The sequence below is a fragment of the Mesorhizobium sp. ArgA1 genome, assembly GCF_053714375.1.
Genome location: NZ_JBSKBQ010000004.1, coordinates 281,124 through 294,800, shown reverse-complemented (window position 1 = coordinate 294,800; position 13,677 = coordinate 281,124). Strand labels below are relative to the sequence as shown.

Genomic DNA, 13,677 nt, shown 5'->3' with positions numbered 1-13,677 from the left:
TCAACGTTCGCAGCTGACGGCTGGGGTTCTGAGCGGCAAGGTCATCTTGCAGCAAGGGTAGTAGCCACCCTTGTCCTTGTCGGACTGCCTGTAGAAGCAAAGTCCAACATCGACTCTGTCGCCCGGAGAATGGCCAGTGATGTCGACCGTGTAAGGCTTGCCGGGGGCATGCGACTGGGGTGATGTCACCCCGACGCCTGGCGTCCTGGACTGGGCCTTGATCGAATCGCCGCCGAAGCCGGCATGGTCATGGAGATAGAGGTCGGCCTGGAGGCCGCGAGGCGTGCAGTAGAACTGCACATCCTCGACATCGATGCACGGAGGCAGGTCGCCGGGCGGTGGGAAGTCCGGCGGATAGAAGGGCGGCAGATAACCGCCGGGGATCTCTTCATAATAGCCGGCACGGCCTTCGCAGGGGTGCCAGACCTCGACGTCGCCGACATGGCCTTCCACTTCGGGGTCTTCGAAATAGCCGTCGAAGTCGACGAACCACGAGCCGAAAGGCGGTACGTTTGCCGGCTTGACCAGCGGCGTCGGCGTGATCTGAACGCCATGCACGGCAAGCGGCCCGCCGGCGGCGAGCTGGTCGGCAAGCGTGGGGTTGTCGCGCAGCTTGTCGCCGGTGTTGACCAGCGTGTCGGTGCACACGCCGGTGTCGAGATTGCCGTCGGCGTCGTAGCCATATTGCAGGTCGAGCCCGCCGGCTGACTGCCGGTTGCCTTGCGGGAAGCCGACCGCATATTCCTGCGGCTCTTCCACCCACTCCGATTCCGTCGCCGGATCGTCCGGGTTCTCGCGCCAGTAACGGATGACCTCGCCTTTGCCGGAATCGGCGAACTGGCTGTAATCGTAGCGGTTTTCCACCGGGCCGCGCTGCGCCAGGTACATGAAGCCCTTGTTGTCGAAGGCGATGTCGGTGACCGCGTAATCCTTGTCGGCCCTCACCGTCAGTTCCCAGCGCGGATCGCCGGCGAAGCTGCCGTCGCGGGCAATGCCCACCGACCAGATCTCGGCCTTCTCGCCGACCGAATAATAGAGCCGGCCGCCATGATAGGCGACGGACCAGACGCGGCGCTCGTCCTGCGTATAGCCCCATGTGTCGGGGTCTTCCGAGTCGAAGGCGGCACCCTGTATGTCCATCACCGCGCCGTCGTCAGCGACGGGCGCAAGCCCATGCGCCGGTCGCCCGGCAACCCCGTGGTCGAACGTGTCGATCAGCGTGCCGTTGGCGTCGATGCGGTGGATGAGGCCGGTGTCGAGGTCGCTGGCGAAGAACTGGCGGTGACTGCTGTCGAAGCTGACGTCGCCGATGCCGGGACCGCTGTTGGTGTCGATGTCGGCGAATTTGGACACGGCGCCGGTGATGCCGTCGATCTTCCAGATCGTGCCGGGGCCGCCGCCGTTCTCGGTGCCGAACTGGCCGTCCATAAAGACAGCGCCCGCCGCGCCGCGGCGTTGCCGCTCGGGCCGTCCGTCGGAATCTTCGTCAGGGGTGACGATGCTAATGCCGTGCAGCGAGGTGGCGCCGGCATAGAGGTTGGGGATGCCGGACGGGACGCCGTCGCGCACGCCGTCATCATAGGTTACGGCGAACACCTGGCCAATCTGCTCGGCCGTCACCTCGAAAGGCGGCGGCGTGTAGACCAGCTGGCCCGATGCGGGTCCGCCGAGCGCCGAAACATCGAAAACGCGCAGGGTGGCGCGCGTCGTGTCGATGAAGGTTTCGTCGACCGGGTCGACTCCGGGCGGCAATCCTTCGTCGAAATTGGGAATGACTGTGCCGGAAAATCCGGTCACGGCCATCGAGCCGGGATAGATGATCTGGCTTTCCTGTGCTCGGGCAGCTGTGCCCAGCCAGAGCGTGGCGCTCAGCGCCAGGGCAAGCAAACCGCCGGCCAGATGGAGCGAACGGCGCAAACCGCCACTTCGCAAACCGCCACTTGGAGATGACTTGGACGTGCCGCGATTGCAGGACATAAAACTCCCCCCGAAGTTTTCGGGAGGAACATCCGGTTCGGCCGCGCGAATCAGGGCAAGGCGCGGCGTTCCAGCACGTTCGTCCCTGATCGAATTGTCTGCTTTCCTCGTCCGCACGATACGCCTGCTCCTGCGCAGGGTCAACGGAATCAGCCGAAAGCCCAGCGCATCGACCCCGTCCCGAAGGCGGTGGTCGCGCTGGGCTTGCGTTGGTCCCGGAGACCGTGGAGCCTCTAAGGTCCTGGTCATTGGGGGCATCCTTTCCGGCCCCGCACCATGCGGCGCCTGGTCGTCAGTCGCAGGCGGGAGCGGAAAGGTTCATGCAAAACGGCGGCTGGGTCTGTCCGCCATTTCACAGAAGCGCCGACTATTTTTTGTGTCAGGCAACTCAGGATGGAAATCAGCTTGGCGCGAAACACCCGCCGCTTACTTACCGTCGGTCCCGGCTTCTGCTAGCGTCATCCCAACCCTGGGGGGTATCATGACACGCAGGCACTTCGTTCTGTTGCTGGCGGCGTTTTTTCCATGTGCGTTGCCGGCGCATCAATCCCTGGCCAAGACCTTGGTCTATTGCACCGAGGTCAGTCCGGACACGTTCGATCCAGCGCTCGCCTCCGGCGCCCGCGACGCCTCGGCCACCGCTCTCTATAACCGCATCGTCGAGTTCGAGCCCGGCACCACCAAGGTGCGCCCCGGCCTGGCCGAGAGCTGGGAGATTTCCGACGACGGCCTCACCTACACATTCCACCTGCGGCATGGCGTGAAGTTCCACAGCGTCGTGGGCTTTACGCCGAGCCGCGACTTCAACGCCGACGATGTGCTGTTCACCTTCGATCGTCAGTCCAACGCCCAGAACCCATTCAACACCTATGCCAGCCGCCAGTACATCTACTTCGACGGGCTGGGCATGAAGAACCTCGTCGCTGGCTGGCGCAGGCTTGACGACTACACTGTGATGATGACGCTGAAAGCGCCGCATTCGCCGATGCTTGCAGATCTGGCGATGGATTTTGCTTCGGTCGTCTCCAAGGAATATGCCGACAGGCTCGTGGCCGAGAAGCGGCTGCTCGATCTGGCACTGAAGCCGGTCGGGACGGGCCCGTTCCAGCTTGTCGACTACCAGCAGGATGCAGTCATCCGCTACAAGGCCAACCCGGATTACTGGCGCGGCAAGCCGAAGATCGACGACCTTGTATTTGCCATTACCGCCGATGCCAGCATTCGCATGGAAAGACTACGTGCCGGCGAATGCGATCTGATGCCCTATCCAAATCCGGCCGACCTAGAGGCGATCAAGGCGACGCCCGGCATCAAGATCCTGCGACAGGAAGGCCTCAACACCGGATACCTCGCCTTCAACACCTTGCAGAAGCCCTTCGACGATCCAAAGGTAAGAAGGGCGATCGCCATGGCCATCGACACGCAGGCTTTGGTCAACGTGGTGTTCCGCGGCACCGGCGAAGTCGCGCGCAATCCGCTGCCGCCGACCTCCTGGGCCTATGACAAGACAAGCCCCGATCATGTCTTTGACCCGGCTGCCGCCAGGCAGGCGCTTGCGGATGCCGGCATCAAGGACCTGCACATGAAGGTCTGGGCCATGCCGGTGCAACGTCCATACAATCCCAATGCTCAGCGCATGGCGGAAATGATCCAGTCCGATCTGGCAAAGATCGGCGTCACCGTGGATGTCGTCACCTATGAGTGGGCGGAATATCTTGCCCGCTCGAAGGCACGAGACCGCGACGGCGCCATGTTGTTCGGCTTCACCGGCGACAATGGCGACCCCGACAATTTCCTGTCGGTGCCGCTCGGCTGCGCCGGCGTCGGCACCACCAATCGCGCCAACTGGTGTTTCCAGGCCTTCGACGATCTCCTCAAGCAGGCGGCCGGGATCGTCAGTCCCGCTGCTCGTGCCAAGCTCTATGCGCAGGCGCAGGCGATCTTCCGGGAGCAGATGCCATGGGTCGTCATCGCCCACTCCGTGGTCTCGGTGCCGATGCGCGAACGGGTGACCGGCTATGTCATGGACCCGTTTGATCACCATGATTTCTCAGGCGTCGATATCAGGGAATAGCGGCTCATGGTGGCCGATCTCGATGTCTATGTGGAGAGCCTGCACAATTTCCACATGGTGCGGGGCTACAGCATCGCGCAGCTGCTGCCCTATGTGGAGCAGGCCGGATTGAAAGTCCGCCTGCTCGACCGACCGGCCCGCCAGGATAGGGCGCCGGCAGCTTTGCTGCATGTCGACCTGACCGTGGTCCCGCCACCCTACCGTGAGATCGGCCAACGCTACCAGCGCAGCATCAATGGCCGTGCGCTGTCCATCCACAGGTACCTCTATTCGACCCTGAAGCTCGAGGCCGGCGACAGCCACAAAGGTCCGGTTATCGTCAAGACCGTCCTCAACTCCAGGGGCCGGCCGGAGCAGCGCTGGTGGCAACACCGCAACAGCCTGACCCGGAGCGCGCATGCCATCCGCAAGCTCTTCGAACCCGGCTACAAGGAACGTCTGTGCCCGCCCTATCGCGTCTATCAGACAATCGGCGAGGTTCCGCCGGACGTATGGCGCAACGATCGGCTGATGGTCGAAAAATTCGCCTTCGAAACCCTCGATCTGCCGATCGTCAAGCATCGCTACATGTTCCTGCTAGGTGCCGAACTCAACATGCGACAGGTCTATGACGACGTATTGTGCGCCGGCTCAAAGATCCTGAGCAATGAGGTCGGCGGCGCCGTTCCGCCGGAGGTGCTGGCGGTACGGCAGCGGCTCAATTTGAATTTCGGCGCCATCGACTATTTCATCGTCGACGGCAAAGGCGTTGTTGTCGACGCCAACAAGACCGTCGGCTCAAATCCGGAATGGCTGAAGAAAAACCGCTTTCGTCGAGAGTTCAACGACCGCATGGCCGAGGCGCTGATTGCTTTTGTCCGCGGCTGAACGGTTCACCAGATCCAGTCGCCTTTGCCCAACACCGACACCGCCTCGACGATGCGGCTGAAGGATGCGCGCGCCCGGCCGACCGTGTGCCTGGCCCTGAGATAGCCATGCACCAGCCCCGGCTCCTCGAACCAGGCGGCGTGGACGCCCGCAGCAAGAATGCGATCACGGTAGGTTTCGCCGTCAGACGACAGCGGATCGCATTGCGCAGTGATCAGCACGGTTGGCGGCAGTTTTGTGAAATCGGTATCGGCGAGCGGGGACAAGGTGATGTCGCCGGTGCCGTCGACGCCGCTGGTGCGGATATTCTTGTAGAACGCCAGGTCGCGCATGGTCAGCATTGGCGCTTCTGCATGTTCGATATAGGAGCCTTTCGACCAGTCGCCGCCGAGGCTGGGATAGATCAGCACCTGGCCGATCGGCTTTTTGGCATGGCTGCGCGTTGCGTGGGCGACAGCAGCGCAGAGATTGCCGCCGGCGCTGTCCCCGCACAGCAGGACCGGACAGTCGTAGGTTCTGGTCGTCCATTCGAAGGCATGCAGCGCATCGTCAAAGGCGGCCGGGTGCAGATGCTCCGGCGCCAGGCGGTAGTCGACCGAGACCACCTCGTAGCCAGTGCGGGCGCAGAGCTCGGCGCAGACATCGTCGTGGCTGTCGAGCCCGCCGAGGATGAAGCCGCCGCCATGGATGTAGAGCACCATCGCCGCCTTGTTGGGCGAGGCGGAGCGATAGATGCGGATCGGGATATCGTGAGCGGCAATGATGGTCGTTTCCGCCGTCACGCCACCGGGATAGCCGGCAAAGAACTCGCGGCACATCCGGTCATAGATCGCGCGTTGCTGGGCGACGGTGTAGTCAATCGTATCGGGCGGATAATAGGAATTGGTGCGTTCGACGAAGGCCCAGGTCTCGGCGTCGATGAGGGTTTTGTAGTCGGTCATGCTGCTGCGTGGCTATCTGCCCTTCCACACCGGCTCACGCTTTTCCGCAAACGCGCGAAAACCTTCCATACCATCCTCGGACCCGTAAAGCGCATCGACCGTCGCCAATTGCCGCCTTGTCACCTTGTTCATCGCATCCTGGAAGGTCAGCGCCTCGGCCACGCGGGCTGTCTCCTTGATCGCCGCGAACACCAGCGGAGGACCGCTGGCGAGCAGCCGCGCGATCTCCCAGACGCGGTCCTCGAGCTTTTCCTTCGGCAGCACTTCGTTGACCAGCCCCCAGCGATGCGCCTCCGCCACATCCATCCAGCGGCCGGTGAGCAAAAGGTCCATGGCGACGTGATAAGGAATGCGCTTCGGCAGTTTGATCGTCGCGGCGTCGGCCAGCGTGCCGGCGCGGATTTCGGGCAGCGCGAAGGAGGAATGATCGGAGGCGTAGATGAGGTCGCAGGAGAGCGCCAGTTCGAAGCCGCCGCCCACCGCCATGCCGTTGACGCAGGCGATGACCGGCTTGTTGAGGTCGCGCAGTTCCTGCAGCCCGGCAAACCCGCCGACGCCATAGTCGCCGTCGACCGCATCGCCGCCGGCCGCGGCCTTCAAATCCCAGCCGGCGCTGAAAAACTTGTCGCCGGCCGTCTTGACGATGGCGACGCGAAGCTCCGGATCGTCGCGGAATGCCTTGAAGGTCTCGCCCATCCGCCGCGACGTCTTCAGGTCGATGGCGTTAGCCTTGGGCCGGTCGAGCGTGACCTCGAGGATGGTGCCCTCGCGGCGGGTGGAAATGACGTCAGACATTCTTCTTTTCCCCCAGCACCAGCAGCGCGTCGGCGATCCAGGCGCCCTTGCCTTCGGCACAGACGATCAGCGGGTTGATGTCGAGTTCCTCGATCTCGCCGGCATTCTGCTGCACGAAGGCGGCAATGCCGGCGATGGCGTCGATGGCCGCCGCGACATCGGCCTTCGGCCGGCCGCGATAGCCGTCGAGCAGCGGGAACAGCTTCAGGCGGCGCAAGGCCGCCTCGATGTCGTCGCGGGTTGCCGGCAGCATCAGGGTCACGCTGTCGCGCAACAGCTCGACCAGCACGCCGCCGGTGCCGAGCGTCATGACAGCGCCGAACATCGGATCGCGGGTGAAGCCGACGAGCAGTTCGGCGACGCCGTCACGCACCATGCGCTCGACATAGAGGCCTGTGCCGAGCGGTAGAAGATCATGCGCCGCTGTGCTGACCGATTCGGCGTCCTTGAGGTTTAGCCTGACGGCGCCGACTTCCGACTTGTGGGTCACACCCAGGGCCTTCAACGCCACCGGGAAGCCGAGCGCCATCGACGAGATCACCGCCTCGACCGCATTGGCGGCGCGTTCGGCCTTCGGCACCGCCAGACCGGCCTTGATCAGCCGCGCCTTGGCTTCCGCCTCGTCAGGGGTCACATGGCCGCCCCCGGCAGCACCCGCGGCCGTCGTGTCGATCGGCTGCGCCTGCGGCTCGGCCCAGGCCCAGCCGATGAAGGCCGCGGCGTTAGCGGCATCCATGGCTTCGGAGATGCCGAACAACGGCACCATGCCACGCGCCATCAGCTCGGCAGTGTATTCCTCCGGCAGGTTCTCCGGCAGCGAGGAGACAATCGCGCCATGCGCCTTGTTGGTCTTCAACGCCGACTCAAAGGCGCGCAGCGTCGCCCACCAGTCGGTGACCGAGCAGCGGTCGGGGCGCGGAAAGTCGAGTACCAGCATGTTGAGGTCGAAGCCGCCCGACACCATGGCGGTGAAGGTGGCCGTCATCGCCGGCTCGTTGTTCCAGATGAAGGTGTGGTAATCCAACGGGTTGGCGACCGCGACCAGCGGCCCGAGCGTCGATTTGACATGGGCACGGTGCTTGCTGGTGAGCTCCGGAAAATTGACCCAGCGCCCCTCGGCGCTGTCGGCCATGACTGAAGCTTCGCCGCCCGAACAGCTCATCGACGACAGTGTATAGCCGGGCAATGGCCCGGTGATGTGCAACAGCTTCAGCGCCTCGATGAAGGCAGGGATGGAATCGACGCGCGCAATGCCCAGCCGCCGCAGGAAGGCGCCCGAGGCAGCGTCCGAGCCTGCGAGCGAGGCGGTATGCGAGACGGTCGCCTGTCTGGCCTGTTCCGAACGCCCAACCTTCATGGCGATGATCGGCTTCTTCAGCTCGCGCGCCCGCGCCGCCAGCCGCTCGAAGCCGGCTACCGAATCGAAGGCTTCGATGTGCAGGCCGAGCGAGGTGACGCGCTCGTCCTCGATCAGGCCAAGCGCCATTTCGGACAGGCCGGTCTGCGCCTGGTTGCCTGCGGTCATCAGAAAGGCGATCGGCAGGCCGCGCTTCTGCATCGTCATGTTGATGGCGATGTTGGAGGACTGGGTGATGATGCCGACGCCCTTGGCGCCTTCGGGCAGCCTGATACCGCCATGCTGGTCGGGCCACAAAAGCGCGCCGTCGGCATAATTGATCAGACCATAGCAGTTCGGCCCTATGATCGGCATCTGGCCGGCGGCGGCGACCAGTTCGGCTTGCAGCCGTTCGCCGTCGTCGTCATAGGCTTCGGTCTCGAGGAACCCGGCGGCAAAGCAGACGGCGCCGCCGGCGCCACGCTCGGCCAGCGCCGTGACCACCTCGATGGTGAGATGCCGGTTGACGCCGACAAAGGCAGCGTCCGGCGCGCCGGGCAATTCGGCGACCGAGCGATAGGCCTTGCGGCCCGCAACCTCGTCCTTGCTCGGGTGCACCGGCCAGATCTCGCCGGCAAAGCCCATCTTGATCGACTGCGCGACGACGGCGGCGGCCTGCGCCCCGCCGAACACGGCGATGGATTTTGGGCGCAGGAGACGTTCGAGTTTATGCATGGTCATCTTTTCGTTTTGAGCGCGATCTCTTCCAAAACCGGATCTGGTTTTGGCCATCATGCTCTAAGCGCCGAACGGACGCAGCAGCGCCCGCGAAATAATATGTCGCTGAATCTCCGACGTGCCTTCCCAGATGCGCTCGACGCGGGCGTCGCGCCAGATGCGCTCCAGCGGCAGGTCGTCCATCAGCCCCATGCCGCCATGGATCTGGATGGCTTCGTCGGCGACATAAGCCAGCATTTCGGTCGCCTTCAGCTTGGCCATCGCCATATCCTGATCGGTGACAGTGCCCTGATCGTACTTCCAGCCCGCTTCAAACACCATCAGGTCGGCGGCCTTCAATTCAGTGGCCATATCGGCCAGCTTGAACGACACACCCTGGAATTTGCCGATCTGCTGGCCGAACTGCTGGCGCTGCGCGGAATATTCGATGGCGTGGCCGAGCGCCCGCTCGGCGCGGCCGAGGCAGGTGGCCCCGACCTGCAGGCGGGTGGCGCCGAGCCAGGAATTGGCGACGTCGAAACCCTTGTGCACCTCGCCGAGCACCTGGCTTGCCGGCAACCGGCAATCGTCGAATTCGAGAATGGCGTTGGTGTAGCCGCGATGCGAGACGTTGCGGTAGCCGTCACGCACGGTGAAACCCTTGGTGCCCTTGTCGACGAAGAAGGCCGTGATCTTCTTGCGTTTGCCGCGCGGCGTTTCTTCCTCGCCCGAAGCCATGAAGCAGATCGCGAAATCGGCGAGATCGGCGTGGCTGATAAAATGCTTGGTGCCGTTCAGCACCCAGTCGTCACCGTCCTGCACGGCGGTCGCCTTCATGCCGCGCAGGTCGGAGCCGGCACCCGGCTCGGTCATCGCCAGGCAATCCCACTTCTCGCCGCGAATGCAGGGGAACAGGTATTTTTCGCGCTGCTCCGGCGTTCCGGCGAGCAGAATGTTGGAGGGGCGCGCCACGCAGGTCCAGTGCAGCGCGTAGTTGGCGCGGCCGAGCTCTTTTTCGTAGAGCAGCCAGGTCACCGTATCCAGCCCCGCGCCGCCTACATCGGCCGGCATGTTGGCGGCGTAGAGCCCGGCTTCGATCGCCTTGACCTTGATCTCTTCGATCAGCTCGCGGCGCAGCACGCCGGTGCGCTCGACCTCGCGTTCATGCGGGTAAAGCTCATTCTCGACGAAGGCACGCGTCGTCTCGACGATAAGCTTCTGTTCCTCCGACAGACCGAAATCCATCGCCTCAGCCCTTCTTCTTTTTCTTCGGCTTTTCGGCTTTCTTCACCGGCTTGCTCGCCTTGGCCTTCTCGGCCGCCTTGGAAGCGGTCGGCTTCTTCGCCGCCAGCTTGGCCAGCTGCCTGGTATAGTCCTTGTGCAAGGCGCCGGCGCCCCAGCCCTTGCCCTTGTTCTGCTTCGACAGCGCATCCATGATGGCGACCAGATTGTCGTCACGGATCTTTTCCAGCTCACGGATCGACAGGCCATGCGCCTGGTCGTCCGACTGGGTGGCGATCAAATCGACAAGTTCGTCGTTGAACTCCGGCACGTCCATCAGCTTGGTCCACGGCCATTTCAGGCACGGCCCGAACTGCGCCATGAAATGGCGCATGCCCGCCTCGCCGCCGGCGACGCGGTAGACCTGGAACATGCCCATCTGCGCCCAGCGCAGGCCGAAGCCATAGCGCATGATGTCGTCGAGTTCCTCGACGGTGCAGATGCCGTCCTTGATCAGCCACAGCGCCTCGCGCCATGCCGCTTCCAGAAGGCGATCGCCGACGAAGGCCTCGATCTCCTTGCGGACGACGACGGGCTTCATGCCGATCGAGGCGTAGATCTCCTTGGCGACCTCGATCGCTTCCGGAAACGTCTGTTCGCCACCGACGATCTCGACCAGCGGCAGGAGATAGACCGGGTTGAAGGGGTGTCCGACAACCAGCCGCTCCGGATGCTTCTTCATCGCCACTTGCATTTCGGTCGGCTTGATGCCGGAGGTCGACGAACCGACAATGGCGTTGGCCGGCGCATAAAGGTCGATCTCGGCCAGCACGCGATGTTTCAGGTCGAGCCGTTCCGGCACGCTCTCCTGGATGAAGTCGGCATCGGCAACCGCCTCGGCGATGGTCTTGGCGAAGGTGAGCTTGCCCTCCTTGGGCAGGCCGCCGGGAACCATCTGCTTGTAGGCGCGGCGGGCGCCCTTCATCACTTCCGAGACCTTGCGCGACGCCTCCGGGTCCGGATCGAAGATCGACACGTCGATGCCGTTGAGCAGCAGCCGCGCCACCCAGCCGGCGCCGATGACACCGCCGCCAATGGCGGCCGCCTTGTTGATGATGCTCATGGTCAGGCTCCGGTTCTTGTCTTGGCTGTTTCGGGGTCGATGAGAGGCACGCGCTCGCCGGCGCGGATCACTGAGGGGTCGTAGGCCTTGCGGGCGAAAACCTCGAGCACGAAGGGCCGGAAGAATTCGATCGGCAGCGTGTCGTAGTCGGGATCGAAGCTCGACTGATCCCAGCGTTCGCAAAACTGGTCGCAATCGTCGAAATACATATGCCCGGCGAAGCGGTCGCGCGCATGGCGGTTGCCGCCGAGATGGTGGGCGTAATAGAGGCGCTGAAAATCGCCGTGCTTCTCCACCACCCAGGTGCATTGCTCGCGCACGAAGGGCTTCAGGATCGAAGCGGCGTATTCGTCGTGATTGTAGGGCGCGTAGATGTCGCCGATGTCATGCAGCAGCGCGCAGGCAATCCAGTCGGTGTCGGCACCGTCGCGCCAGGCGCGCGTCGCCGCCTGCAGCGAATGGCCGAGCCGGGTGATCTTGTAGCCGGACAGGCCTTCGTCGAGCTGGACCAGCGCGTCGAGCAGCCGCTCGCCGGTTTTGGCGGCATAGTCGATCTCATGGGCGGTCAGGAATTCGTAGTCGTCCCTGTCGCCATCCTTCATCGCGGTGAATTTGACGGTTGTCATATCGACGCCCTCCAAACTATGCCGCGATCGGCGCCCGCTTGGTCAGGTTGAGCTTCTTGCGCACTTCCTCCGGCCCGAGGATACGAGCGCCGAGATTGGTGACGATGCTGGCGGCGCGCTCGACCAGTTGTGCATTGGTCGCCAGCACGCCCTTGTCGAGCCAGAGATTGTCTTCCAGCCCGACGCGGACATTGCCGCCGGCCAGCACGGCCGCCGCGGCGTACGCCATCTGGTTGCGGCCGATGGCGAAGGCCGACCAGTTCCAGCTCGACGGCACATTGTTGACCATCGCCATGAAGGTGTTGAGGTCGTCCGGCGCACCCCACGGCACGCCCATGCAGAGTTGCACCAGCGCATCGGGATTCAGCACTTTTTCCTCAACCAGCTGCTTGGCGAACCAGAGGTGGCCGGTGTCGAATGCCTCGATCTCCGGCTTGACGCCCAGCGCCGTCATCATGCCGCCCATGGCGCGCAGCATGCCGGGCGTGTTGGTCATGACATAGTCGGCTTCGGCGAAGTTCATGGTGCCGCAATCGAGCGTGCAGATCTCCGGCAGGCACTGGCGCACATGTTCCATGCGGTTGGTGGCGCCACCCATGTCGGTGCCCTTCTCCTTGAGCGGCAACGGCGCTTCGGGCGAGCCGAACACCATGTCGCCGCCCATCCCCGCGGTGAGGTTCAGGATGACGTCGACTTCTGCCGCGCGAATGCGTTCCGTCACCTCGCGGTAGAGATGGACATCGCGGCGCGGCTTGCCGGTCTCGGGATCGCGAACATGGCAGTGGACGATGGCTGCACCGGCCTTGGCCGCGTCGATGGCCGAATCGGCGATCTGCTTGGGCGAACGCGGCACATGTGGAGAGCGATCCTGCGAACCGCCGGAGCCGGTGACAGCACAGGTAATGAAGACCTCACGGTTCATCGCGAGCGGCATGGAACTCTCCTCCCAAACATCAGAAGTCGTAACAATGATCCGACTTGCAAGGAACTGTTTTGCGATTTACGAAGCTTCCATGATTAAAAGCGAAAAGCCGACCATCTTCCGCTCGGAACGCTCGCCGCTGAAGGTGACGCTGCTGGTGTTTTCCGGCTCGTCCATCATGTGCGTGGCCTCGGCCGTGGACCCGCTGCGCGCCGCCAACCGCATTTCCGGCGAGACGCTGTTCGATTTCAAACTGGTCTCGGTCACCGGCGAGGCTCCGGTCACCACCTGCGGCCTGCCCGTGGCGGTCAGCGGCCGTTTCGATGCGGCCGAGCCGACCGACGTGCTTGTCGTCGTCGCCGGCTTCGGAACGCAGAACTATGCCACGTCGACGCTGCTGTCGGGTCTGCGCCGCGCAGCACGAGCCGCCCGCGCCTGTGGCGGCGTCGAGGCCGGCACCTGGCTGGTGGCACGGGCAGGCCTGTTGGAAGGGCGTAGCGCCACCACCCATTGGGAGGACATGGAGGATTTTTCCTCGGCCTTTCCCGGCGTCGATGTCCGCCCCGACCGTTATGTCATCGACGGGCCGGTGTTCACCTCGGGCGGGGCGTCGCCGACCTTCGACCTGATGCTGCATCTGATCCGCATCCGCCTCGGCATGGCCGTCGCGCTCGATGTCGCCAGCGTCTTCATCTACGACCAGGCGCGCGCCGCGACCGACGCACAGCCGCTGGTCTCGCTCGGCCGGCTCGATGGCTACGACCCGCGGCTGGCGCAGGCCATCAGGCTGATGGAATCGCATGTCGACCAGCCGCTGACCATCGACGCGGTGGCAAAACGTGCCGGGGTGACGGCACGGACGCTGGAGAGCATTTTTCGCAAGTCGATCGGCGAGACGCCGGGCGCCTATTACCTCAGGCTGCGGCTGGGCGCGGCGCGGAGGCTGGTGGTCGATACACGGATCGCCATGGCGGATATTGCCGGGCGGACGGGGTTCTCGTCCGCCGCGGCATTTTCCAGAGCGTTTTCAAGAGCGTTCGGCGAAGCGCCGGTGCGGCTACGCCGAGGTTGATGCATG

11 protein-coding genes are annotated in these 13,677 nt (G+C 63.9%); 3 read left to right on the top strand and 8 right to left on the bottom strand.

Translation table 11 applies throughout. The features are described from left to right. A complete protein-coding gene (locus tag ACWGTI_RS13525; protein ID WP_454587570.1) occupies positions 1 to 2,235 on the bottom strand; it encodes a hypothetical protein in 2,235 nt (744 codons plus the stop codon). 223 nt (positions 2,236 to 2,458) lie between these two features. On the opposite strand from ACWGTI_RS13525, the gene ACWGTI_RS13520 reads away from it, so the two are divergent. Together ACWGTI_RS13520 and ACWGTI_RS13515 are read left to right on the top strand one after the other, a co-directional pair. Then, complete coding sequence (locus ACWGTI_RS13520; RefSeq protein WP_454587569.1) at positions 2,459 to 4,051, top strand: ABC transporter substrate-binding protein; 1,593 nt, start codon at positions 2,459 to 2,461, stop codon at positions 4,049 to 4,051. 6 nt (positions 4,052 to 4,057) lie between these two features. Further along, entirely contained in the window at positions 4,058 to 4,918 is an 861-nt protein-coding gene (locus ACWGTI_RS13515) for a hypothetical protein (RefSeq protein ID WP_454587568.1), read from the top strand. A 5-nt stretch (positions 4,919 to 4,923) separates the two neighbouring features. Here the strand turns inward: ACWGTI_RS13515 and ACWGTI_RS13510 are convergent, their stop codons facing one another. From ACWGTI_RS13510 to ACWGTI_RS13480, 7 genes are all read right to left on the bottom strand, one after another. Next, positions 4,924 to 5,859 carry an alpha/beta hydrolase gene (locus tag ACWGTI_RS13510; RefSeq protein ID WP_454587567.1) on the bottom strand — a complete coding sequence of 312 codons (936 nt, stop codon included), beginning with the start codon at positions 5,857 to 5,859 and terminating at the stop codon, positions 4,924 to 4,926. A gap of 12 nt (positions 5,860 to 5,871) precedes the next feature. Beyond that, positions 5,872 to 6,654 (bottom strand): carnitinyl-CoA dehydratase, encoded by a 783-nt coding sequence (locus tag ACWGTI_RS13505; RefSeq protein WP_454587566.1) that lies wholly within the window; start codon positions 6,652 to 6,654, stop codon positions 5,872 to 5,874. Continuing rightward, positions 6,647 to 8,725, bottom strand: coding sequence for an acetate--CoA ligase family protein (locus ACWGTI_RS13500; RefSeq protein ID WP_454587565.1), 2,079 nt, complete (start codon positions 8,723 to 8,725; stop codon positions 6,647 to 6,649). Before ACWGTI_RS13500 ends, ACWGTI_RS13505 begins: the two co-directional genes overlap by 8 nt. A gap of 63 nt (positions 8,726 to 8,788) precedes the next feature. Next, positions 8,789 to 9,952: an acyl-CoA dehydrogenase family protein gene (locus ACWGTI_RS13495; protein WP_454587564.1), complete on the bottom strand. Its 1,164-nt coding sequence runs from the start codon at positions 9,950 to 9,952 to the stop codon at positions 8,789 to 8,791. A gap of 4 nt (positions 9,953 to 9,956) precedes the next feature. Beyond that, complete coding sequence (locus ACWGTI_RS13490; protein WP_454587563.1) at positions 9,957 to 11,051, bottom strand: carnitine 3-dehydrogenase; 1,095 nt, start codon at positions 11,049 to 11,051, stop codon at positions 9,957 to 9,959. Positions 11,052 to 11,053: 2 nt separating this feature from the next. Continuing rightward, positions 11,054 to 11,677, bottom strand: coding sequence for an HD domain-containing protein (locus ACWGTI_RS13485; protein ID WP_454587562.1), 624 nt, complete (start codon positions 11,675 to 11,677; stop codon positions 11,054 to 11,056). 16 nt (positions 11,678 to 11,693) lie between these two features. Next, complete coding sequence (locus tag ACWGTI_RS13480; protein WP_454587561.1) at positions 11,694 to 12,611, bottom strand: 3-keto-5-aminohexanoate cleavage protein; 918 nt, start codon at positions 12,609 to 12,611, stop codon at positions 11,694 to 11,696. A 79-nt stretch (positions 12,612 to 12,690) separates the two neighbouring features. On the opposite strand from ACWGTI_RS13480, the gene ACWGTI_RS13475 reads away from it, so the two are divergent. Continuing rightward, the gene (locus tag ACWGTI_RS13475) at positions 12,691 to 13,671 is read left to right on the top strand and encodes a GlxA family transcriptional regulator (RefSeq protein ID WP_454587560.1); all 981 of its coding nucleotides are present in this window, start codon (positions 12,691 to 12,693) and stop codon (positions 13,669 to 13,671) included. The last annotated feature ends 6 nt before the right edge of the window (positions 13,672 to 13,677 follow it).

What these genes read in the sequence shown, in the direction of transcription:
- ACWGTI_RS13525 (WP_454587570.1), bottom strand. Translation starts at nt 2,235, where the DNA reads ATGCCCCCAATGACCAGGACCTTAGAGGCTCCACGGTCTCCGGGACCA.
- ACWGTI_RS13520 (WP_454587569.1), top strand. Translation starts at nt 2,459, where the DNA reads ATGACACGCAGGCACTTCGTTCTGTTGCTGGCGGCGTTTTTTCCATGT.
- ACWGTI_RS13515 (WP_454587568.1), top strand. Translation starts at nt 4,058, where the DNA reads ATGGTGGCCGATCTCGATGTCTATGTGGAGAGCCTGCACAATTTCCAC.
- ACWGTI_RS13510 (WP_454587567.1), bottom strand. Translation starts at nt 5,859, where the DNA reads ATGACCGACTACAAAACCCTCATCGACGCCGAGACCTGGGCCTTCGTC.
- ACWGTI_RS13505 (WP_454587566.1), bottom strand. Translation starts at nt 6,654, where the DNA reads ATGTCTGACGTCATTTCCACCCGCCGCGAGGGCACCATCCTCGAGGTC.
- ACWGTI_RS13500 (WP_454587565.1), bottom strand. Translation starts at nt 8,725, where the DNA reads ATGCATAAACTCGAACGTCTCCTGCGCCCAAAATCCATCGCCGTGTTC.
- ACWGTI_RS13495 (WP_454587564.1), bottom strand. Translation starts at nt 9,952, where the DNA reads ATGGATTTCGGTCTGTCGGAGGAACAGAAGCTTATCGTCGAGACGACG.
- ACWGTI_RS13490 (WP_454587563.1), bottom strand. Translation starts at nt 11,051, where the DNA reads ATGAGCATCATCAACAAGGCGGCCGCCATTGGCGGCGGTGTCATCGGC.
- ACWGTI_RS13485 (WP_454587562.1), bottom strand. Translation starts at nt 11,677, where the DNA reads ATGACAACCGTCAAATTCACCGCGATGAAGGATGGCGACAGGGACGAC.
- ACWGTI_RS13480 (WP_454587561.1), bottom strand. Translation starts at nt 12,611, where the DNA reads ATGCCGCTCGCGATGAACCGTGAGGTCTTCATTACCTGTGCTGTCACC.
- ACWGTI_RS13475 (WP_454587560.1), top strand. Translation starts at nt 12,691, where the DNA reads ATGATTAAAAGCGAAAAGCCGACCATCTTCCGCTCGGAACGCTCGCCG.